The organism is Novosphingobium sp., from assembly GCF_031424035.1.
Lineage (GTDB): Bacteria > Pseudomonadota > Alphaproteobacteria > Sphingomonadales > Sphingomonadaceae > Novosphingobium.
Map to the genome: position 1 here is coordinate 1 of NZ_JANPGP010000027.1, position 21,912 is coordinate 21,912.

Consider the following 21,912-nt stretch of genomic DNA (forward strand, 5'->3'; position numbering starts at 1 on the left):
TTGGCACCTCGATGTCGGCTCATCACATCCTGGGGCTGGAGCAGGTCCCAAGGGTTTGGCTGTTCGCCAATTAAAGTGGTACGTGAGCTGGGTTCAGAACGTCGCGAGACAGTTTGGTCCCTATCTGCCGTGGGCGTCGAAGTTTGAGAGGAGTTGTCCCTAGTACGAGAGGACCGGGATGAACATGCCTCTGGTGTACCTGTCGTTCCGCCAGGAGCGCAGCAGGGTAGCTATGCATGGACGGGATAACCGCTGAAAGCATCTAAGCGGGAAGCCTCCCTCAAGATAAGGTATCTTCGAGTCGTGATAGACCATCACGTTGATAGGCTGGATGTGGAAGTACGGTAACGTATGGAGCTAACCAGTCCTAATAACTCTGATCATGCTTGATGAATCCCACCATCAATGACAGCCTTGTGCTGCCAGCGATTGTTGGACGAAATCACAGCCAGAGACGCCTCAAACTGCTAAAAGAACAGCAGAACGAAGTGCATCGATTAAAAACCGTTTCCGCCTGCTTTATTGCTTGGTGACCATAGCGTCTGTGCCCCACCCGATCCCATCTCGAACTCGGCCGTGAAACCAGACTGCGCCGATGGTACTGTGGCTCAAGCCCCGGAAGAGTAGGTCGTCGCCAGGCATTACAGCCGGCGGAAACGGAAAACCCATTCACTTGTCAGGACCTTTAAGGTCCGCACTTTAAGGGCCGAGAGGCCCTTTTTGTGTTTTCGGAGACTTGTTTTCCGACAAATTGGCCCTAATTGGCCCCTTGGTGACGCGGGGTGGAGCAGCCCGGTAGCTCGTCAGGCTCATAACCTGAAGGTCGTAGGTTCAAATCCTACCCCCGCAACCATCGACACTTGCGAATTGCCCGCCACCTCGGCGGGCTTTTTGCGTTTTAGCGATAAGTTCAGGATTCCTGCGAGTTCACCACGGACATCGATCTGGAGTTCGCCATCTTGCGGCGTCAGAATAACCTGGCTGATGAGGCTGCGCAGGACCTCGGTTACTTCCGTCTGCGGCTGTTTCGGCTCGGACTTGAGAGCGGCATAAAGCTCCCGGACGCGTTCGCGATAGAAAGTTGCCATTTCCGGATGTAGCAGCGGTTCTGGTTCCTTCGCAGTCTCGAGAAATTTCTTCAGTTCCTTCTGGCGCTTTTCAAGCATCAACATCTTCTCGTTGAGGCGGTCCGCCTGGCCACCATCGAGAATGAGATCGACGAGCTTGTCGAGGTCCCGATCAATTTTCCTGATTTCAGTTTCGGCAGCGGTGATCGCCGCGCGCCCTTCCATCCTTGCCCGGTTCATTTCCCTGGTGAACTCATCGCAGAACTCGGCGAACAGGGCTGGATCCATCAGATGATGCCGGAGCGCGTTCAGGACGCGCTCCTCGAGCCGATCGCGACGGATGTTCGTGCGGTTATCGCAGGTACCTTTGTTGCGAGCTGTAGAGCAACCGAGAAGGTCGCCCGACACCATTGAATAGCCGCCACCGCAGCAACCACACTTGGTCAATCCGGAAAGAAGGTATTTGGGTCGGTGGTATTTGCTGAGCGGATTTGTTGGACAATCTTCTTCCCGCGAATGTTCTGCTTTGATCGAAAGCTGGCGCGCCTTGACCTCTTCCCACAACGCATCCTCAACAATACGCAGCTCCGGAACCTCCTGCGTAATCCACTCGGATTCTGGGTTGAGCCGTGCCTGGCGTTTGCCGGTGTCAGGGTCCTTCACGAACCGTTGCCGGTTCCACACCAGTCGCCCGACATACATCTCGTTGTTGAGGATACCGGTTCCGCGCTTTGGATTGCCGTTGATCGTTGAAAAACCCCATTCACCACCTGTGGGAGCCCGGATGCCGTCCCGGTTCAGTTCGGTGGCGATCCGCTTTGCGGACTTGCCTGAAGCGTAGTCTCTGAAGATCCGGCGTACGACGGCCGAGGTTGCTTCGTTGATTGCGCGATCCCCACGGATCGGTTCGCCATTGCCGTCGAACTGCTTGACGACGTCATATCCATAGCTGTTGCCGCCGCCCGACTTTCCGGCTTCGACACGGCCCCTGAGACCCCTTCGGGTCTTGTCGGCAAGATCCTTGAGGAACAGCGCGTTCATCGTTCCTTTGAGGCCGACATGAAGATGTGATACCTCGCCTTCAGACAGGGTGATGATCTTCACCCCGGCGTATCCCATTCGCTTGAACAGGCCCGCAATGTCTTCCTGATCGCGAGACAGGCGGTCCATTGCCTCCGAGAGGACAAGGTCGAAGCGCCCGGCGAGTGCGTCGGCCATGAGCGCCTGGATGCCAGGCCGCAACAAGGATGCTCCCGAGATCGCATGGTCGGAGTATTCCTCGACGATTACCCAGCCTTGCTTGCCGGCATGCTCGCGGCAGATACGCAATTGGTCGGCGATCGAAGCATCGCGCTGGTTGTCGCTTGAATAGCGGGCGTAAAGCGCGACTTTCATCAGTGTGCCTCCGAATACTCTGCTCAGGGAGGACCTGACCGGTGCTCCCGTTCCATGGCGGCAATATAATCTCGCGCCGCTTGCCGTGCCAAGAGCTGTACGAGCGAGATGAGCCTGGGATCGGCATTCGTGGCTTGGCGCGCAAGCACGAGCTCTGGGCTGCCCATGGCGTCGAGGGCAGGGATTGTGGGCTTTCCCGATCGGTTTGAAGCCGGCTTCATGGTCGTGAGAATTGTCACCAATATGGAGCGAATCAACGATCAGTCCTGCTTGTCGAGCCTTGGCTGACAATCGGAAAGGAACGGCGGGCCGCCGCTTTCGGGACTGAGCGGTCTCACTTGAGCGCCGGATCGTCGTCAACTTTGCTATTTTGTAAACTTCACGCTACATAAATGCCAATTAAAGACTTACCAAGTTAGCAAATGCCGACACCGCATCATCCCCCGGCCGCCGTCAGGCGAGTCCTGCGCAAACTTGGCGCGGACATTCACGATGCCCGCCGCCGCCGCCGCTTGCCCATGGCTGTGGTTGCCGAGCGTGCCTTTACATCGCGTTCGACACTTCAACGGATCGAGCGAGGCGACACCGCTGTCGGTATTGGCATCTACGCAGCAGTCCTGCACGCGCTTGGCCTGCTAGGCGAGCTCGGCGACATCGCTGACATCGGCAGGGACCTTGTCGGACAATCGCTTGCCCGCGCAGAGCTACCCAAGCGCACCCGCACCGGCCGCTCATCCGGCAAGATTGCCGATGGCTGATATCGAAGTCCACGCCAGCCTCGAAAGGAACAATCACTTCGTCGGTTTCGCGAGAGGGTCGGAAACCGTAGTGTTCGAATATGCTGTCGAATGGCTTCGGAGCCCAACAAGGTTTGCGCTTGAGCCAAAGCTGTCGCGCATCCGCGGCAGCTTTGAACCCCGCGCAAGAATAAGCCGTCTTCGGCTCAATCGGCGCTCAGCCCCGGACACCTGGAGGGCCCCATGGCTTGCGGTAACGACTATGCGATAGCCCATATTGGAAGACAGACGCCATCTCCTGGCGGATCTGTCAGGCAGGCACCTTACTGAAAGGCTTCCAGCTTCACGCAGCCCTTCGGCATCCTTTCCGCAGCAATATCTGCTTCGGTCTGCTGCAAAGCCATCGCCTTCAGCCCTAGCCGTGCGAACATGGCTGCATCATTATCATCCCCGGCGTTGGGCGCTGTGAGCAGTTTGTCGCCGGTGAAGATCGAATTTGCGCCCGCAAGGAAGCACATCGCCTGCGTCATCTCGCTCATCGACTCGCGCCCGGCCGAGAGGCGCACCATCGATTCCGGCATGGTGATCCGCGCCACAGCGACCGTGCGGACGAATTCCATGTCGTCGATCTTCGCCAGCGGCGGATCGGCGAGCATGTCGCCCAATACCGTGCCCTTGACCGGCACCAGCGCATTGACCGGGACCGATTGCGGATGCTGTGGCAGCGTGGCCAGGGTGTGGATGAAGCCCACCCGGTCCTCACGCGTCTCACCCATGCCGACGATGCCGCCCGAGCAGACGTTGATCCCCGCGCGGCGCACTTCGCCCAGCGTATCAAGCCGGTCTCCCATTGTCCGCGTTGTAATTACCTCGCCGTAGCGTTCGGGCGAGGTATCGATGTTGTGGTTGTAGTAATCGAGCCCGGCCTCTGCGAGCAAATCGGCCTGGTGCGGCTCAAGCATGCCGAGTGTCATGCAGGTTTCAAGGCCCATGGCACGCACGCCCTTCACCATCTCGACGATGGCGGGCAAATCGCGGTCCTTGGGGTTGCGCCAGGCGGCACCCATGCAGAACCGGGTCGAGCCATGGTCCTTCGCTCGCGCCGCAGATTGCAGAACTTCGGAAACGCCCAGCAACTTGGTCGCCTTTACGCCGCTGTTCGCAGAAACCGACTGTGAACAATAACCGCAATCTTCCGGGCAGCCGCCCGTCTTGATCGAGAGCAGCGTGGACAGCTGGACCTCAGCTGGATCGAACGACCGGCGATGGATCTCGGCGGCACGGAAGACCAACTCGGTGAACGGCAGGTCGAACAGCGCCGCGATCTCCTCGCGCGTCCAGTCGGTGCGGGGTTCTGTCATGCCTGTTTCCTCGCGAGATAAACGCCAAGTGCCATTACAGCGATCCCTGTGGCGCGCCGCAGGTCCATTGCCGATCTGACGGCTCCCCACAAGCCGAAGTGGTCGATAGCCGCTGCCGCGACGATCTGTCCCAGCAGGACGAAAAACACGGCATTGCCGATGCCGATCCGGGGCCCGGCCCAGGTTACTGCCAATGCATAGAAGAGCATGAAGACCGCAGCGAAATAGATGTACGGCCGGTCGAATGTGAAGGCCGATGCCGGCGGTATTCCACTTGCCAGGACGATCATTCCGCTGATGACGAAACCCACGCCGAACAGGACAAATGTCGCACCAGCCGGGCTCCCCAGCTGGTTGCCCAGCGCGCCATTCCACGTGGCGAGGATCGGAATACCGATACCCGAAAGAAACATGATGAGGGCAATCGTCCAGGACGAATTCTGTATGCTCATGTCGAAAGCCTCCTGTTCCGGGGGTCGGCCTCACCTGCGATCAAAGATATTCCAGGCCTGAAGCCAGCAAGCGTAACCGTGCAGGCATTGCGGTTATAATGCTTTCGTGGATCCCTGTTTCAAAATCGTCTGGCATTCTTGCCAGGGCCAGATCTGGTGCTTTCGCTGCTGTCTCGATGATTTCTTCGATGGCGTTACGAATGATGGTCGATCCCAGTCCTGCTTCTTTGGCCGTTTCAACGAAATGCCGCCCGACGATCTCGATGATGCGGTAGTGACGATTTTTCCCTGCGGACATCGCCAGTTTGTATTTGTTATGAGGTATCTGCCTTTTGTCGAAGACCAATTGCGCAGAAAGCACATCGTAGAACGGCGTCAGCCCATATCGTCCTTCCGGTTTGAGGAAGACACTGAAGTTTTTCGCATGGCCATCAGTTGCCCCCACAAGCCAGAACAGGATCTGGCTTTTGAAGAATGCAGCCTGGTCCTTGAGCGGCTCGTCGGATCTCTGCAGCAAGGTCAGGATATCAACTGCACTTGGTCCGTGGTGGCTCTGGTATTTTTGCGCAGAGGGCAGCCCGAGGGCTTGGCAGCAATCCTCCTGGGGCAAACGCAGAATCTGCCCGGCGTTCCGCCATCGCCGGTCAAATCGCTCGACCACGAGGACTCTGCGCTGTCCGAATGTCACGATTTCTGTTTTCGCCACATCAAGGCCGAAGGCCTCCATCAGCTTCAGGCAGTAGTGTTCGTTGTCGACACTGTCTGCCATGTTGATCGGTCCGAAGGCTGTCGGAATTTCACCCAGCTGCGGTTTGAGCAGGTGGGTGGTCGGCGTGCTGCCACTGGGGCGCATCCATTGCCCGTTGTGCCATAGCAGCGCGGTTTTCGCCTGGGCGCCGGCAATGGAAATGCGGAACTCTTGCTCTTTGTCGACGCCAAGGGGGGCAACTTCAAGGGCGGCAAGCGTCCTTTCTATTTCCTCATCGCTAATCGTTACTCCCGAGACATAGGGTTCGCCGCCCTCGTCCTGTCCTTCGGGAAGGAACTGCATGGCACCGACGCAATCCCGGCCAATTGCTTCCAGGAGACTGTAGTAGTCTGATCCTTGCGCGCCCATTCGTTCTGCTACGCGCTTTCGTACCGCTGGATTGTCGGGCAAAAGATTGTCGAACACGGCTACGACGGGTTCTCCACTGTATGCGGTTTCGCGCATCGGCAGGGACAGTGAGATCGCAAATGCATTCGGCCATTCCAGCCACGGTTCGTCATATTGGAAGTTGACCGCGCCGGTGGCTTCCTTGTTCAGGCGGCCAACCAGTCGATTGTTGATCAGGACCTTGAGCGGTGCATGTGACTTGCGGCGCCCCATCAGAATATGTCTTCAATTTCTTTGGACGTTCGACCCGAGCGCTTGTCGACAACGAGCTCGAGATCAAGTGCAGCGAACAGGGCGTAGATTGAGGACAGCTTTGTCCCCTCTTGACCGGTTTCGATCCTGGAGATCAATTCCTGACGAAGCCCTGCCAGATTGGCAAGGTCCGTTTGGGTCAGGCCCCGTTGCTTTCGGGCTCTTTGTATGATGTTGCCCACCTGCCGAGGGGAGCGTGCAATTTGTGCCATGAAAATCTCCTGCCCCGCGTTATGCCAGAAAGCGCATAAAATTGCAATATGCGATTTAGAGCATAAATTAGGCTTATGCGAAAATAGACATAAAGAATGTTTATGTGATTTATCGCATAGAGATGATTTCTCAATGAGGCGGCCAACGGTGCACAGCGCAGACAGGATCAAATCTGCGACAGAACTTGCGTCAGGGAAAAGGCTTCCCCTGAGCCGGACCCGCTTCGCTGTCTCCGGCTACCCCATCTGCGGGGACACCCCCGCAACGCCCCGGAAAACGGAGCGGGGCTGTTGATGCGCTCTGTCCCGCCGAGCCTTCGGACCGGCTCCTGAGGGCGCAGCATTTGATGAGAATGCCCCGCACGCACTCTGAATCGGCGGCCATGGTTACACGCGCAGGCGTGGAAAGGCGACAGGCCCCGCCTTTCTGCCTGCACCAATAATGCGAGCAATTGCCGCCTCCTTTCAGGGTGCGCTTTCCTTGTTTGTGCAATCTCGCTGGTCGCTCGCGCAACGATCAGCATGCGCAGGTTAGAGTAAGAGGATGGCGGCTCCGCCGTGACGGAATGAAGTCTGGAGAGAGGCTCCGGCTGCCCGTCATGGAGGTCTTCCCATGAATATGCAGGTTTCAGGTTCCAGCCGCGATGCCAGCGGCGGCTACAAGGTCGATGTCTCCCGCGGGACCCGCGTCGGCCGGGTTTCGTCAGAGTGGTTTTCCCGGCCCGACGATCAGCGCTTTCTCTCGCTCGGCGATCTGGCTAGGTCTGTGCGCGGCCGTTTCGAGCGCAGCCGGACCCGCGTTGTCGAGAGCGCACTCATCCATGTCGAGGCGAGCCGGGGCGATCCCGAGCGCCTCGCGCTTATCCTGCCCGGCGCCGATGCGCCGGTCACCCCGACCCATTGGAGCTTCGGCCAGCTGGCAAGCCAGGTCGGGGCACCGGCGGCCTATCTGCGTCAGCTTCCGGCACCCTTGGCGGCGATCAACCTGCAATACGGACTGACCTCACACCGCGCCGAGCAGATCAAGACGCTCGAGACCGATGATCCCGTTTCCGGGGGCCGTCTGGATCTGCGCGCCGTGACCGGTCCCGACTATGGCCGGATCTATGACCATGAACTCGTCGAAGCCGTGCAGAAGATCGCAGGCAATGGCGCCGGCGACACACGGTGGAAGGTGCCCGGCGTGCTCGACTGGTCGACCGGCGTCTATAACCCTCGCGTCGATATCACCCGCGACACGACCACACTCTATGCGTCGGACCGCGACGTGTTCCTGTTTCTGGTCGACGATCTCAATCCGATCGAAGCCGGGCGTCTGCCCGACGGATCGCCCGATCTCTACTTCCGCGGCTTTTACAGCTGGAACTCCGAAGTCGGGGCAAAGACGCTGGGCATGGCGAGCTTTTACCTGCGCGCGGTGTGCCAGAACCGGAACCTGTGGGGCGTCGAGCACTTCGAGGAAATCAGCATCCGCCACAGCAAATATGCCGCGAACCGTTTCGCCCACGAAGCAGCGCCGGCCCTGGAGGGCTTCGCGAACTCGTCGCCCCAGCCATTCATGAACGGCATCAAGGCTGCGCGGGAGCGCATCGTTGCCCGAACCGACGAGGATCGCAGCGACTTCCTGCGGAACCGCGGCTTCTCCAGGGCTGAGACCGGCAAGATCATCGAAACGGTGCTGGCCGAGGAGGGGCGCCCGCCGGAATCGGTCTTCGATTTCGTGCAGGGCATCACTGCCTTGGCGCGGGGTAAAGCCCACCAGGATGACCGCCTCGCTATGGAGGGCAAGGCAAAGAAGCTGCTCGACCGGGTCCATTGATCTTGGCCGGATCGGCAAGTTTCTCCCGCGCGGCGCTGCCTTCTCCAGAGTGAGAGGGCGGCGCTTCGCTTCGTGACGGGTCTGTGCCGAGAGAGAGGCTCTCGGCGCCCGTCATGGAGAAACCCCATGAACAAGAAGTCATCCGGGACAATGCCCAAGCTCGTGCTCAGTTCCTCGCGCGACATTCCCTTTTCCCAGCTGGTGCTGAGCCAGAAGAACGTCCGGCGCGTGAAGGCGGGCCTCTCGATCGAGGATCTGGCCGAGGACATCTACCATCGGACCCTGCTCCAAAGCATCAACGTCCGCGCCGAGCTTGACGCCAATGGCAAGGAAACCGGCATGTTCGAAGTGCCCGCTGGCGGCCGCCGCTTTCGCGCACTCGAACTGCTGGTGAAGACCAAGCGGATGGCCAAGGATCAGCCGGTCCCTTGCGTGGTTCGTGAAGCCGGCATCGCCGAGGAGGATTCACTCGCCGAGAACGTCATGCGCGTCGCCCTGCATCCACTCGACCAGTTCCGCGCTTTCAGCGCGCTGATCGAGGCCGGACTGTCCGAAGAGGACATCGCGGCGCGCTTCTTCGTCTCGGTCTCAACCGTACGGCAGCGGCTACGGCTTGCCTCTGTCGCACCCAGCCTGCTCGAGGTCTACGGCGAGGACGGCATGTCGCTCGAACAGCTCATGGCATTTTCGGTGACCGATAACCATGCACGGCAGGAACAGGTCTGGGAGCAGGTCGGCGAGGCAAGCCACGCTCCAGCCTACCACATCCGCCGCCTGCTGACCGAGGATGCCATTGCCTCCAATGACCGGCGCGTCCGGTTCATTGGTCTCGAAGCCTACACCGAAGCTGGCGGCTATGTGATGCGCGACCTGTTCTCAACACAGGAGGATGGCTGGCTACAGGACACAGTTCTGGTCGAGCAACTGGTCTGCCAGAAGCTCTCGGAAATTGCACAGGAGGTCGGCGCCGAAGGTTGGAAATGGGTCGAGGCCGCTATCGACCTGCCGTTCGGCTGTGAGCGCGGCAAACGCCGGATCACTGGCACAACTGTCCCGCTGACCGATGAGGAACTGGCGCGGCGCGGTGCCCTGGTCGACGAGTATGATCGGATTGGCGAAGAATACACGGATGGCTCGGATATTCCCGATGAGGTCGATGCCCGCTTGAGCGAAATCGACGCGGAACTGACCGCATTGAACTGCCGCCCTACGGTCTTTGATCCCCAGGAGCAGGCACAAGCAGGGGTGTTCGTCTCGCTCTCACACGACGGGCGGCCGCGTATCGACCGCGGCTATGTCCGGCCCGAAGACGAACCCGTGCAAGATGCCGACGACTTGCCATCCAGTCCGGATGCCAGCAAAGGCATGTTAAGACCTGCGGTTTCGGTCGGCGGGCAGGTGCAGGATGGGCACGTGCCAGACGACGATGACGATACCATCCGGCCGCTTCCCGACCGGCTCGTCTCCGAACTGACGGCGGTGCGCACGGTGGCGCTGCGTGATGCGCTCGCGGGCGACCCGCAATCGGCCTTCATCGCGCTGCTCCACGCGCTGTGCCTGTCGGTGTTCCGCACCCACGGGGATCATGGCTGCGTTCAGATCGGTGTGACCCAGGCCTGGCTTGGCAATGTCGCCCCGAACTTAAGAGAGACCCCCTGGAGCCTGGCGATCCAGGAACGTCACGATCAGTGGTCGGAGCGCTTGCCTGTCGAGCCGGCTGCTCTGTGGCAGGCTCTGGTCGAACTGGCGCACGAAGAGCAAATGGCACTTCTCGCGCACTGCGTCTCACTCGGGGTCAATGCGCTGTTCGAACCGGTCAAGGGTTATGGTGGCCAGATCTCGGCGCACGGCATCGCGCAGCGGATTACCGCTGCCGATGCACTCGCAGTCGTGGTCGGACTCGACATGGCCGAAGCCGGCTGGACGCCGACAGTGGACAATTACCTTGGCCGCGTGACCAAGCCCCGGATCATTGAGGCCGTGCGTGAAGCCAAGGGCGAGGCCACCGCCGTTCTGATCGAGCATCTGAAGAAAGGCGACATGGCGCGCGAGGCCGAACGCCTGCTCGAAGGCACCGGCTGGCTGCCTGAACCGCTGCGGCTGCCGGTCAGCGAAACGGACGCCGAAGATATGGCAGACCTGCCTGATTTCCTCACAGGCGACAGCGATCCCGAACAAGCGGAGGTCGACGAGGCCTACGCGGTCGCTGCCGAATGAACCGGCCGCGCGGGGCGATTCAAGTCGTCCCGCGCCTCTTTCCCGACATTTGAAGGAGCCCGTTCATGGCAATCCCTGACTATGCCCGCGCCAATTTCGATACGCTGATGAAGGCGGCGAAGGCCGGCGATCTTGCGCTGATGGAATGCACCGAAGTCGAGAGCGGTGAGATCCGCTATGTCCTTTGCGCCGTTGCCCGCGACGCTGGCGACTATGTGATGACGCCATTCGGCCACCTCGCGCCTGGCAATCCCTACGAGGCCTACATTCCGCCGGCTTGAGCTGCGGACGCCTCGCACCCTCCCATCCGAAGGATCAAGACATGACAAACCCGCTTTTGGCGGGCGCCGACGCGCGCCTGCTTTCCGCAGCTTGCCCTGAGCAGACTGCTCGTCTCATTATCGAAGCCGCCCGGGATCTACTCGGCCATCTCGTTGCCGGTCGCAGGATCGACGCGTCCACTATCCGGACCGCGATGCAATCCGCTTTTGGCGCCAGTGATGCGAGCGGCGCCTGGGACTGGAGGGCTGCCTACGAAGCGGTCGAGATCGCGCAAGTGCTGTTCATGCGCCGCTATGGCCCGGCCATTCATGCCAAGACCGCCGACCCATTCGAAAGGCTGAGGCTCGTCGAACGCATTGCCCGGCTCGCACCGACCCAGACCCGGCGCAGCGAGGAGATGCTCAGCTTTCAGCAATTCTCGACGCCGCTGGGGCTCGCATGGGCGGCTGGATTTGCGGCGGATTTCAGCCCGGACGAGCTGGTGCTCGAACCCTCGGCAGGCACGGGGTTGCTGGCAATCCAGGCCGAGATGGCCGACTGCAGGCTGGTCCTGAACGAAGTCGCCGAGGTGCGGGCGGCGCTGCTTGGCAGACTGTTCGATTGCCAGTCTGTGTCGATGCACGATGGCGCACAGATCCATGACCGGCTCGGCGCAGGTCTGGTGCCGAGTTGCATCGTCATGAACCCGCCATTCTCGGCTGCACTCCATGTCGAGGCCCGTGTGGCCGACGCAGGTTTCCGCCATCTGTCATCGGCGGTGGCGCGGCTTGGCAGTGGCGGCCGGCTCGTCGCGATCACCGGTGCGAACTGCGCGCCCGATCACAAGGCATGGCGCGATGGTTTTGTCCGGCTGCAGGACAAGGCGCGCGTGGTGTTCACCGCGCCGATCGCTGGCAGCCTGTTTGCACCGCACGGTACCTCAATCGAGACTCGGTTGACTGTCATCGACAAGGTGCCTGCGGATGATCCCGCGCAGTTCCCGGCATCGCCGGGCATGGCTCCCGATCTTGCGACCTTGCTGCGCTGGTTGATCGGCGAGTTGCCGCCGCGCCAACCAATCACGGCAGCAATCCAATCGCTGAGCGCGCCCCGTAAAGCGTCAGCCGCCGGAACGGCAGGGCCGAAGCCGCGCTTGGTTCGAACTCCAGCACCGGAGCCATCCGGGATTCTGCTCGATTACGAGCTGATTGACTGGCAATCGCCGAGCGACGGCAAGTTCTCCGACACGCTCTATGAGCCGTACACGCTGCAATCTATCCGCATCGCCGGTGCCCAGCCGCATCCCACCCGATTGGTGCAGTCGGCGGCGATGTCCTCGGTCGCGCCGCCGCGGCCGAGCTACCGCCCGCATCTGCCTGCGGGTCTGATCGAACAGGGGCGGCTGTCCGATGCCCAGCTCGAATCGGTGATCTATGCGGGCGATGCTCATGCCAATCACCTTGTTGGCAACTGGTCTGTAGACGCGACCTGGGACAAGGTCGAAGCTGCGCCTGATGGCTGCGACAAGGCGGTCCGGTTCCGTAAGGGCTGGTTCCTCGGTGACGGCACGGGCGCGGGCAAGGGGCGCCAAGTTGCAGGCATCTTGCTCGACAATTGGCTCAAGGGCCGCAGGCGCGCGGTCTGGATTTCGAAGTCCGACAAGCTGCTCGAAGATGCCCAGCGGGACTGGAAGGCCTTGGGTCAGGAGCCTCTGCTCGTCACTCCGCTCGCCCGCTTTCGCCAGGGCACGCCGATCCGGCTCGAGCAGGGCATCCTTTTTACAACCTATGCCACGCTACGCTCCGACGCGCGCGAAAACCGGGATTCCCGCGTGCAGCAGATCGTCGATTGGCTGGGAACCGACTTCGACGGGGTCATTGTCTTTGACGAGAGCCATGCCATGCAGAATGCCGGCGGCGGCAAATCAGACCGGGGCGATTCCGCACCCTCGCAGCAGGGGCGGGCCGGGCTGCGGCTGCAACATGCGCTCCCTGACGCCCGCATCCTCTATGTCTCCGCGACCGGGGCAACCACGGTTGAGAACCTCGCCTATGCCCAGCGCCTTGGCCTTTGGGGCGGGGCGGACTTCCCGTTCGACAAGCGCACCGATTTCGTCGCAGCTATCGAAGCGGGCGGGGTCGCTGCTATGGAAGTGCTGGCACGCGACCTGAAGGCGCTCGGCCTCTATGCCGCCCGTTCACTCTCCTATGAAGGCGTCGAATATGAGCTGATCGAGCATCAGCTGACACCGGACCAGATCCGCATCTACGACGCCTATGCCGGGGCCTTTCACGTCATACACAACAACCTCGACGCTGCGCTGGAAGCCGCGAACGTCACCAGCAGCGAGGGCACGCTTAACCGCCAAGCCAAGTCGGCGGCACGTTCAGCTTTTGAAAGTGCCAAGCAGCGCTTCTTCAATCACCTGATCACGGCGATGAAGACGCCGACGCTGATGGCTGCGATCGACCAAGGCCTTGCCGATGGTCATGCATCCGTGGTGCAGATCGTTTCGACCGGAGAAGCGCTGCTGTCGCGCCGCCTTGCCGACATCGATCCGGGCGAATGGAGCGACGTTCAGGTGGATATCACGCCGCGTGAATATGTTCTGGATTACTTGGCTCACAGCTTCCCGACCCAACTCCATGAGAGCTTCACTGACGGCGATGGCAATCTGGCCTCCCGGCCTGCCTATGATGACAACGGCAATGTCGTGCAGTGCCGCGACGCCATCGAACGACGCGATCGGCTGATCGAACAGCTCGCCTCAATGGAACCGGTCCAAGGCGCGCTCGACCAGATCGTCCAGCGGTTCGGAACCGACATGGTGGCCGAGGTCACCGGCCGCTCGCGTCGGATCGTCCGCAAGGTCGATGCGAATGGCGACCGGCTCGCGGTCGAGAACCGGCCTGCCCATGCAAACCTCGCCGAAGCGCAGGCGTTCATGGAAGATCGCAAGCAGATACTCGTCTTTTCCGACGCCGGCGGCACCGGGCGCAGCTACCATGCGGATCTCGGGAGCCGGAACCAGCGGCTGCGGCACCATTACCTGCTCGAAGCGGGCTGGAAGGCAGACACCGCGATCCAGGGGCTGGGCCGGACCAACCGCACCAACCAGGCACAGCCGCCGCTGTTCCGGCCGGTTGCCACCAATGTCCAGGCCGAGAAGCGTTTCCTCTCGACCATCGCCCGGCGGCTAGACACGCTCGGCGCAATCACCCGCGGGCAGCGACAGACCGGGGGACAAGGCTTGTTCCGCCCGGAGGACAATCTCGAAAGCCCCTATGCCCGCGATGCGCTGCGCCAGCTCTATGTGCTGATCTATGCGGAGAAGGTCGAACATTGCTCGCTTGGCACTTTCGAGAGCATGACCGGGCTTTCGCTGACCGACGCCAGCGGCTGCCTGAAAGACGAATTGCCGCCGATCACGACCTTCCTCAACCGCCTGCTGGCACTGACCATCGCGATGCAGAACATACTGTTCACGGTGTTCGAGCAGCTGCTCGGCGCCAAGGTCGAAAGTGCGATCGCGGCGGGCAGCTACGATCTGGGCCTCGAAACGCTGACCGCTGACAGCTTTACCGTCACGGGCAGCGAGACGATCTACGTTCACCCGGCAACAGGTGCCGAAACCCGGTTGCTCACCGTGGCCATGCGCGAGCGAAACCAGCCGGTGACAGTGGAGAAAGCACTTGGCTTGACTTCAGAACCGGGAGCGCGGCTGCTGGTCAACGCCCGCTCGAAGCGCGCAGCGGTCCAGCTTCCTGCTCGCAGCGTCATGCTCGACAACGGCGAGGTCGAACGGCGCATCCGGCTGATCCGGCCAATGGAGCGGCTGAACTTCGCGCTGAACCATCTCGCTGAGACCAGCTGGGAGCAAGTGGACGAGCGGATTTTTGCGCAGGTCTGGCGAGCCGAACTGGCGCAGGTTGATGAGTTCACACAAAGCGAACTGCACATCGTCACCGGCCTGCTGCTGCCGATCTGGAAGCAGCTTCCCGAAGAATCCACCCGCGTTTACCGGCTCCAGACCGACGACGGCACCCGCATTGTCGGGCGCAGGGTCTCTCCGGCCTGGGCCGCGAGCGCGACTGCCAAAACGGACGCGCCGGTGTTGTCGCCACCGCAAGCACTTGCCCTGCTTCGCGAAGGACATGCTGTCCTCGACCTTGCCGATGGACTGCAACTGCGCCGATCTCGCCTGATGCAAGTGAACCGGATCGAGCTCACCGGGTTTGGGCAGGCGGCAGTCGACCGGCTGAAGGCCATGGGGATGTTCTCCGAGATCATCAGCTGGAAACTACGCCTGTTCGTCCCTGACGATGTCGTGCTCGGTTCGGTGGTGATCGAGCGGCTGTTTGAACGGCACCCTTTGACGCGCATCGCCGACCGGAAGGCTGCCTGACATGGGCAGACTATCCAATCGCGCGGCGGAACTGTCGGAGCGGCTTACACAAAACGTGCAGGCCGTTTGCCGTCACTATTTGCCATCCGGTCGGCGAGAGGGACGCTACTGGATGGTTGGAGATGTGGCCGGGGCGCCGGGCCGCAGCCTCTATGTCCGCCTGTTCGAAACTGGACGCGGCGCGATCGGCAACTGGGTCGATGCCGCCACCGGCGAACACGGCGATCTCGTCGATCTCATCCGGCTCAATCAGCGGCATGTGCGGCTGGCCGAAACCATCAATGAGGCCGAACGCTTCCTCAGCCTGCCGCCATCGGCCGCGGACGGCACCAGCACTTCCACAACCTTCGCCAAACCAGCACCGGCAGGGTCTACCAGTGCTGCCAAACGACTGTTCTCCGCATCAAAACCACTCACGGGTTCGCTTGCCGCAAGTTACCTTCGCTCACGCGGCATCAATCGGGCGTTCGACCTGCCAGCCCTGCGCTTTCATCCGCGCTGCTACTATAGGGCCAATGAGGATGATGCTCCCGGAACTCCTGGAGCCTTTCCGGCCATGATCGCAGCGGTGTCTGATGACGACGGTGTGCAGACCGGCACGCATCGTACCTGGCTCGATCCAACGGGCGCCAAGAAAGCCAATGTCGCATCGCCGCGCCGGGCCATGGGCAACATTCTCGGCAACGCAGTCCGGTTAGGTCAGGCGGATGACATCCTGATCGCGGGCGAGGGCATCGAGACCATGCTGTCGTTGCGCGAAGTCCTCCCAACTATGCCGATGGCGGCCGCAACTTCGTCGGCTCATCTCGCTGCCATTCTGTTCCCGCCGAGTCTAAAGCGCCTCTATGTCGCGCGCGATCGGGATGCGGCGGGCGACGCGGCGTTTGGCATCCTGACCAACCGGGCAAAGGCGGCAGGGATCGAACTTGTCTCGCTCATGCCTGACTTCGCCGATTTCAACGACGATCTCCGCCAGCATGGTGCATTGGGGCTGGGTGAACAGGTCCGCCTTCAATTGCATGAGCAGGATCGAACGCGCTTTTCCGCCCAATGAGGACGAGCCGATACGGGGGCGGCGGATCGGGCTGACACGGCGAGTATCATTCAGGGGCGGAGCTCCGGGCTAGCCCTGCCTTCCGGGGAGGCGTCCGGGAGACCGGCTGCCAGGAGGCCGCAATGGCGGTCATGCGGCTATTTTCCGGCGGCGCAGGAGCGCCTTTCCATCGCGAACCAAAATAGCCCAGGACCGCCATCCTCCGCTGCGCTTCAGCCACAAGGGTGCGCCCTCCCGGCAGCCGGTCAGAGGGACGCCCATGAAGGCCGGGCAGGGTGCCCGGTTCAAAGGCCCCCAAGGATACGCGCCATGACCATCATGCCCGACTCTGAACCCGAACACGAAAGCTCGCCCACCGCCCATCTCCTTGATGAAATCGCTCTCTACGGCTATCGACCCTATTCGGATGAAGCCGACACCCGGCCACTCCCCGAAGAGCGCATCGCTTCGGGCGCAGTCGCCGATATGTTCGACGCCCTCATTGCAACGATGATCGACACAAGGCTCGAGCCCGATCTCGAAGACTTGTGCTGGTCGCTCGCCAACCTGTTCCACCGCGCCGAATTTCGCATCCAGCGTGAGCTAGATGACAATGAAGACGCCCAGAAGCGCGGGCAGCGCGAGCAGGATGGCTCCGAGGTCAAGTCGGTTGAGCTCGAGCGGCTCGTTTGTGAAGGCATTGGCCTTATCGAGCGCCGCAATGCCATGGAGTTCATGCGCGAAGCCGCCGCCGACCAGTTCGAGGCGCATTTCCGCAAAGCCTGGACACCGCGCACGGGATCACTGGTCAACCATCGCACCCTGACCGCCGCCATGATTGACAGCCGCGACTTCCTTGCCGCCAAGCGCCGTTCGGAAACTGAGCCTATGCTGCCCGCCGGCACGCGCATCGCGTTCACGTCCGGTCCTGCCTATGAGGATCACAACCGCATCTGGGCCGCGCTCGACAAGGTTCTCGCCAAGTATCCCGACATGGTCCTGTTCCACGGCGGAAACTCGACCGGCGGAGAACATATCGCCTCGCTCTGGGCACGCGCGCGCAAAATCACCCACGTTCCGTTCCGGCCTGACTGGGAGCGGTTTAAGAAGGCAGCACCATTCCGTCGCAACGACCAGATGCTCGAGGTGCTGCCCAAGGCGGTAGTCGCCTGCCCTGGCAATGGCATCAATGCCAATCTGGTCGACAAGGCGCGCAAGATGGGGATTTACGTTTGGCCAATCGAATGACTGGCATATTGGACCTATGCGACAGACCGGAATCGGATGTAAAATTGCGGTTAGCTGCCTTACCTTCAAACGCCTGCTACAATGGCCGCTTCGCGCCTCATGCACGAACCGGCTCTGCGGGTGGGTCGTGGGGGGTAATGGATCGCATTATTCATAGGTTTTGAGTGGGGCAGAGTCGCCTAAGCGCGAGCGCCTCGCGGGCCAATAATGTCGGCAAGTGAATGCTTCGCAAGCTCCGCGCGGAACGCCCTTGATGCACTGTCCAGCACTGCGGGCAAGCCGCAGCCTCGGACAAGGATGCAAGACATGCAGTCGACGAGAGGGCCCGGCGCCTCCATGACATTGATCACGTCCCCCAGGTTTATGTCCTGCGGATCGCGGCCTAGTCTGATCCCGCCCCCCCGGCCACGCACGGCTTCGGTGAATCCAGCATGGGTCAGGTCATTTGCGATTTTCATCAAATGCGTGCGCGAGATCGCTTGCGCCTCGGCGATTTGCCCTATCTTGGCGCGACCGCCTGCAATCCCGGCAAGATGGATGAGCATGCGCAGCGCGTAGTCAGCACGTCGGGTCAACTGCAACATGGATCCTTATTCCCTCTTTGCTGGTGGAACCGCAGCCATGCGGCAGGAGGCATTTTCGCTATTTGATGCAAATCAAATTCATCTTTGTCGCCGCGCGATAACTGGAATTTACCATTCATCTTTGGCAAGGAAAATCCATGTATTGCGTCCAGTGCGAACAATCGAACAAGGGCGGCTGCGCCGTCAAGGTCGGATCCTGTGGCAAGACGGCTGACGTCGCCGATATGCAGGATGTGTTGCTGCGCGTCATGTTGGGCGTTTCAGCCTATGCCAGCCGTGCCGCCAAGGCTGGCACGCGCGATGCCGCAGTCGATGCCTTCACGCCCTATGCCTGGTTTACGACGCTGACCAACGTCAATTTCGATCCGACCCGCTTCACCGCGCTAATTGCCGAGGCACTCGCCATGCGCGCCAAGGCCAAGGCCTTGGCTGAAAGCGCCAGTGCGGACCTCTCCGACCTGCCCGAGCCCGCCACCTGGAACCCCGGCACCAATGCCTCGGAGCTCTCCGCCGCCGCGCCCTTCGCTGCCATCCAGCGCTTTATGGACCGTGACGGTCCGTCGGTCGTCGGCCTGCGCAACCTTGTGCTCTATGGCCTCAAGGGCACGGCTGCCTACAGCGAGCACGCCCGGGTGCTCGGCACCGAGGAAGCCGAGGTCAGCGCCGAATTCCACCGCATCTCCGCCTTCCTGGCCTCCGACCCCACCGACATTGGCGCGCTGGTCGCAGAATCGCTGGCCGTTGGAGCGCTCAACCTCAAGGTGATGGAACTGCTCGATGCCGCCAACACCGGGCGCTTCGGCCATCCCGAGGTCACCCATGTGCGCATGACGCCGAAGGCCGGAAAATGCCTACTCGTTTCGGGCCACGATCTTGGCGATCTCGAGACGATTCTCAAGCAGTCCGCCGGCAAGGGCGTGAACGTCTATACCCACGGCGAACTGCTGCCCGGATGCACCTATCCCACGCTCAGGGCCTACCCGCACCTGATCGGCAATTATGGCGGCGCATGGCAAGACCAACAGAGCGACTTCGACGCTTTTCCCGGCGCTATCGTGATGACCTCCAACTGCCTGATCAACCCCGAGATCAAGGGCTATGCCGACCGCCTGTTTACTGCCGGACCGGTGGGTTGGGAGCATATTCCCCACATCGCCAATCATGATTTCTCACCGGCGATCGATTGCGCGCTGGCCCAGCCGGGCTTTGCCGCTGATGCGCCCGAGGAAACCATCCCCGCAGGCTTTGCGCGCAACACCGTGATGGGCGTGGCCGATACGCTGCTCGGCATGATCGGCAAGGGCGAAGTCAAGAACATGTTCCTGATCGGCGGCTGCGACGGCGCCAGGCCGGGGCGGAACTACTTCCACGATCTCGCCTTGGCCACGCCGAAGGACAGCCTGGTGCTGACGTTGGGCTGCGGCAAGTTCCGCTTCAACCGCGAGGACATGGGAGACATCAATGGCATTCCGCGCGTGCTCGATGTCGGCCAGTGCAACGATGCCTATTCGGCGATCCAGATCGCCACGGCAGTTGCCGGAGCGCTTGGCTGCGGGGTCAACGACTTGCCGCTGCACTATGCGATCAGCTGGTTCGAGCAAAAGGCAACAGCGGTGTTGCTCAGCATGCTGCACCTCGGCATTCGCAAGATCCACCTCGGCCCGACGCTGCCCCAGTTCCTGACACCCGAAGTGCTCGGAGTGCTGGTCGAGAATTTCGACATCCGCCCGACCGGCAATGCGCATGACGATCTCGCCAGGATGCTCGAAGCCGCCTGACGATTCTCAATCCTCTTGCGCATGCCCCATGTTGCGCAAGGCGGCCTGGCCCCCGTTATACGCAACCCTCATTGCGTGTGGCGGGGCCAGCTTTTTTTGAAGTCCATTGCCAACCTGATCAAAGTCGCCGGGCGCGAATTTTCATTTTTTCATGCAAAGGTTGCTATTCAAATTCACCGGAGTCGCTAGCGAACCTGCGGGCCGTGCCTATATTGCTCAGCCATACCAGCAATGAGAACACGGTCTGCTATTTCGGTACCGATATCGACGATGTGTTGACGCTGTCCGAGCGGAACTAAATTTGACTACCTGCCAGTTCCTTGCATCCGCAGGGAGCTGGCAGATTGCCGCGAATGTTTGGCAGCTTCTAACGAATGGATTCAGGTCCGTGAACGACCGAAATGTTGGCGGACTGCGACAAAATGTGCGTTGCGATAGAGGTTAGCTGCGAAGTCGTTGGTTAGCTTACGTGCCTGAGCGGGATCAAACCACCTTGCTCTCAAAGGCCAATCCGTTGGCCGCCTCAAATCCTCCTTCAATCAACCCGTGAAGGGTCCGCTACGCGTGCCGCGTGCGGCCACTGCGGCCTTCTGCCTTCGTGGTGATTGCGGCTTTGTGCCGTCTGTCCGGGGCCTGTCGAGCGGGGATGGTCCCTGCTCCGAGACAGGAGCTCGAACATGTCACTCGACCTAGCACAGCGTCACGCCTGGAGCCTCGCCCGCACATTGATGGTCTGCGTCACCCTGTTCCACGCCGGCAACGGCTACGCCGCCGTTCCCACGTCCGAATTCGATGGCGATGCCGACAGCGTGATCCACGAATATGACCCGTTCAACCCCTGACCGCGACAAATCGCGCGGCGCCGATTGGCTGGATGCCCATCAGGGATTCCAGCCATGGCGCATTTTTGCTATAGAGTTCCTGCACATTGCGCTGCGGTGGTGGTGGAGAGCGCGTCCCTTATCCTTGGTTTCGAGGAGGACGCCATGCTGATCGGCTTTGCCCTGATAATCGTCGCAGTATTCCTGTGCTGCGCGCTTCTTTTCCGCCTTTCGATCTTTGTCTTGCCGCTGTTCGTGGCCTTTCTCGCCGGTTCCACCGCCTACCGAGGTGGCAGCGGCATTGTCGCTGCGCTCGCCGCCGCCGCCATTGCCGCGATCGTTCTGCTCGCAGTCGCGCAACTGGCGCTGGCGTTCGCCAGGTCCGACACGGCCCGGGCAGCAATCGGTATCGCCTTTGCTGCACCGGCAGCCTTTGCGGGGTATCACGCCGTCCACGGCATCGCGGTGGCGACCATGCCGACAAGTGTATGGCAGATCATCGTCTCATGTATCGGCGCTGCATTTGTTGCTGCGGCATCCTGGACACAGTGGAGCCGCGCTCGCTTGTAGCTTCGTTATTTTGTGGGACCCCGCCCGGCAATTACCGGGCAGGGCTGGCACGGTTAGTCCAGCCGTTACGGGGCAGGCGTTGTTATCTGGTGGCAGGCTCCGCCATTCTCGTTTCGGGTGTGGCGGGTCTGGGGCGGTGGCTGGGGCCGAGCGCGATCAGGAATTCACAGCCATTTGAAGGCGGGCCATGCGGGGCCAAAAGCGCGGTTCAAGATCAGATCCGAGCGAAGCGCATTACCATTGCCGATATCTGGAGATGCGATGACGACCTGCAAGCGCACCGTATGACATTACTCTCCTGGTCGGAGCCTGGTCTGGTAAGTCCGGGAAATGCCATGACACCCGGTCAAGTGTGACCCGGGCCCTTTGCCGCCTCTTCAATGGCTCTGGTTGTCAGGGGATGGCTTCGCCGCTTGATCCCTTGCTGCAACGCCGTCTGCGCCGACTTTCTTCCCCTGGGCGTGTTCACCCCATGCTGGCCAAGCCGCATGGGGGCCCCGACCTCGCCCATTCCTCGCGAGACAAGAAAGTCGCCTGGCCGTCG

17 protein-coding genes, 1 tRNA gene and 2 rRNA genes are annotated in these 21,912 nt (G+C 61.2%); 14 read left to right on the forward strand and 6 right to left on the reverse strand.

Annotation, left to right across the window (positions count from 1 at the left end):
* The 4 genes from RMO89_RS03290 to RMO89_RS03305 all read left to right on the forward strand — a co-directional run.
* Window positions 1-390: ribosomal RNA gene (locus tag RMO89_RS03290) — 23S ribosomal RNA — on the forward strand; the annotation flags it as partial.
* Window positions 390-533: a hypothetical protein gene (locus RMO89_RS03295; RefSeq protein ID WP_310531202.1), complete on the forward strand. Its 144-nt coding sequence runs from the start codon at window positions 390-392 to the stop codon at window positions 531-533. The genes RMO89_RS03290 and RMO89_RS03295, both read left to right, overlap by 1 nt.
* A 5S ribosomal RNA gene (gene rrf, locus RMO89_RS03300) occupies window positions 526-640 on the forward strand. Before RMO89_RS03295 ends, rrf begins: the two co-directional genes overlap by 8 nt.
* Window positions 641-776: 136 nt before the next feature.
* A tRNA-Met gene (locus RMO89_RS03305) sits at window positions 777-853 on the forward strand.
* Here RMO89_RS03305 and RMO89_RS03310 read toward each other — a convergent pair.
* Window positions 810-2,462, reverse strand: coding sequence for a recombinase family protein (locus RMO89_RS03310; protein ID WP_310531409.1), 1,653 nt, complete (start codon window positions 2,460-2,462; stop codon window positions 810-812). The two genes, RMO89_RS03305 and RMO89_RS03310, sit on opposite strands and share 44 nt — an antisense overlap.
* Window positions 2,463-2,884: 422 nt before the next feature.
* Here RMO89_RS03310 and RMO89_RS03315 point away from each other — a divergent pair, with 422 nt between their 5' ends.
* Window positions 2,885-3,220, forward strand: coding sequence for a helix-turn-helix transcriptional regulator (locus tag RMO89_RS03315; RefSeq protein WP_310531203.1), 336 nt, complete (start codon window positions 2,885-2,887; stop codon window positions 3,218-3,220).
* Window positions 3,221-3,522: 302 nt separating this feature from the next.
* Here the strand turns inward: RMO89_RS03315 and bioB are convergent, their stop codons facing one another.
* The 4 genes from bioB to RMO89_RS03335 are packed head-to-tail and all read right to left on the reverse strand — an operon-like array spanning window position 3,523 to window position 6,632.
* Complete coding sequence (bioB, locus tag RMO89_RS03320; protein WP_310531204.1) at window positions 3,523-4,560, reverse strand: biotin synthase BioB; 1,038 nt, start codon at window positions 4,558-4,560, stop codon at window positions 3,523-3,525.
* On the reverse strand, window positions 4,557-5,012 hold the full coding sequence (locus tag RMO89_RS03325) for a DMT family transporter (RefSeq protein ID WP_310531205.1): 456 nt from the start codon (window positions 5,010-5,012) through the stop codon (window positions 4,557-4,559). Before RMO89_RS03325 ends, bioB begins: the two co-directional genes overlap by 4 nt.
* Before the next feature lie 40 nt (window positions 5,013-5,052).
* On the reverse strand, window positions 5,053-6,381 hold the full coding sequence (locus tag RMO89_RS03330) for a type II toxin-antitoxin system HipA family toxin (RefSeq protein ID WP_310531206.1): 1,329 nt from the start codon (window positions 6,379-6,381) through the stop codon (window positions 5,053-5,055).
* The gene (locus RMO89_RS03335) at window positions 6,381-6,632 is read right to left on the reverse strand and encodes a helix-turn-helix domain-containing protein (protein WP_310531207.1); all 252 of its coding nucleotides are present in this window, start codon (window positions 6,630-6,632) and stop codon (window positions 6,381-6,383) included. The genes RMO89_RS03330 and RMO89_RS03335 overlap by 1 nt, the downstream gene beginning before the upstream one ends.
* Window positions 6,633-7,245: 613 nt before the next feature.
* Between RMO89_RS03335 and RMO89_RS03340 the strand changes: the two genes are divergently transcribed.
* The 6 genes from RMO89_RS03340 (at window position 7,246) to RMO89_RS03365 (ending at window position 17,615) form a co-directional block, all read left to right on the forward strand.
* Complete coding sequence (locus tag RMO89_RS03340) at window positions 7,246-8,451, forward strand: DUF932 domain-containing protein (protein WP_310531208.1); 1,206 nt, start codon at window positions 7,246-7,248, stop codon at window positions 8,449-8,451.
* Between the two features lie 126 nt (window positions 8,452-8,577).
* Window positions 8,578-10,668, forward strand: a complete 2,091-nt coding sequence (locus RMO89_RS03345) for a ParB/RepB/Spo0J family partition protein (protein ID WP_310531209.1) — start codon at window positions 8,578-8,580, stop codon at window positions 10,666-10,668.
* Between the two features lie 65 nt (window positions 10,669-10,733).
* Complete coding sequence (locus RMO89_RS03350; RefSeq protein WP_310531210.1) at window positions 10,734-10,949, forward strand: DUF6117 family protein; 216 nt, start codon at window positions 10,734-10,736, stop codon at window positions 10,947-10,949.
* A gap of 41 nt (window positions 10,950-10,990) precedes the next feature.
* On the forward strand, window positions 10,991-15,334 hold the full coding sequence (locus tag RMO89_RS03355) for a strawberry notch family protein (RefSeq protein WP_310531211.1): 4,344 nt from the start codon (window positions 10,991-10,993) through the stop codon (window positions 15,332-15,334).
* Window position 15,335: 1 nt separating this feature from the next.
* Complete coding sequence (locus RMO89_RS03360) at window positions 15,336-16,388, forward strand: toprim domain-containing protein (RefSeq protein ID WP_409035507.1); 1,053 nt, start codon at window positions 15,336-15,338, stop codon at window positions 16,386-16,388.
* A gap of 309 nt (window positions 16,389-16,697) precedes the next feature.
* Complete coding sequence (locus RMO89_RS03365) at window positions 16,698-17,615, forward strand: DUF2493 domain-containing protein (RefSeq protein WP_310531213.1); 918 nt, start codon at window positions 16,698-16,700, stop codon at window positions 17,613-17,615.
* A 179-nt stretch (window positions 17,616-17,794) separates the two neighbouring features.
* Here the strand turns inward: RMO89_RS03365 and RMO89_RS03370 are convergent, their stop codons facing one another.
* Entirely contained in the window at window positions 17,795-18,199 is a 405-nt protein-coding gene (locus RMO89_RS03370) for an Rrf2 family transcriptional regulator (RefSeq protein ID WP_310531214.1), read from the reverse strand.
* A gap of 137 nt (window positions 18,200-18,336) precedes the next feature.
* Between RMO89_RS03370 and hcp the strand changes: the two genes are divergently transcribed.
* The 3 genes from hcp to RMO89_RS03390 all read left to right on the forward strand — a co-directional run bounded on the left by hcp (window position 18,337) and on the right by RMO89_RS03390 (window position 21,368).
* The gene (gene hcp, locus RMO89_RS03375; RefSeq protein WP_310531215.1) at window positions 18,337-19,977 is read left to right on the forward strand and encodes a hydroxylamine reductase; all 1,641 of its coding nucleotides are present in this window, start codon (window positions 18,337-18,339) and stop codon (window positions 19,975-19,977) included.
* Between the two features lie 677 nt (window positions 19,978-20,654).
* Window positions 20,655-20,819: a hypothetical protein gene (locus RMO89_RS03385; RefSeq protein WP_310531218.1), complete on the forward strand. Its 165-nt coding sequence runs from the start codon at window positions 20,655-20,657 to the stop codon at window positions 20,817-20,819.
* Window positions 20,820-20,921: 102 nt separating this feature from the next.
* A complete protein-coding gene (locus RMO89_RS03390; RefSeq protein WP_310531219.1) occupies window positions 20,922-21,368 on the forward strand; it encodes a hypothetical protein in 447 nt (148 codons plus the stop codon).
* Window positions 21,369-21,912 lie beyond the last annotated feature (544 nt).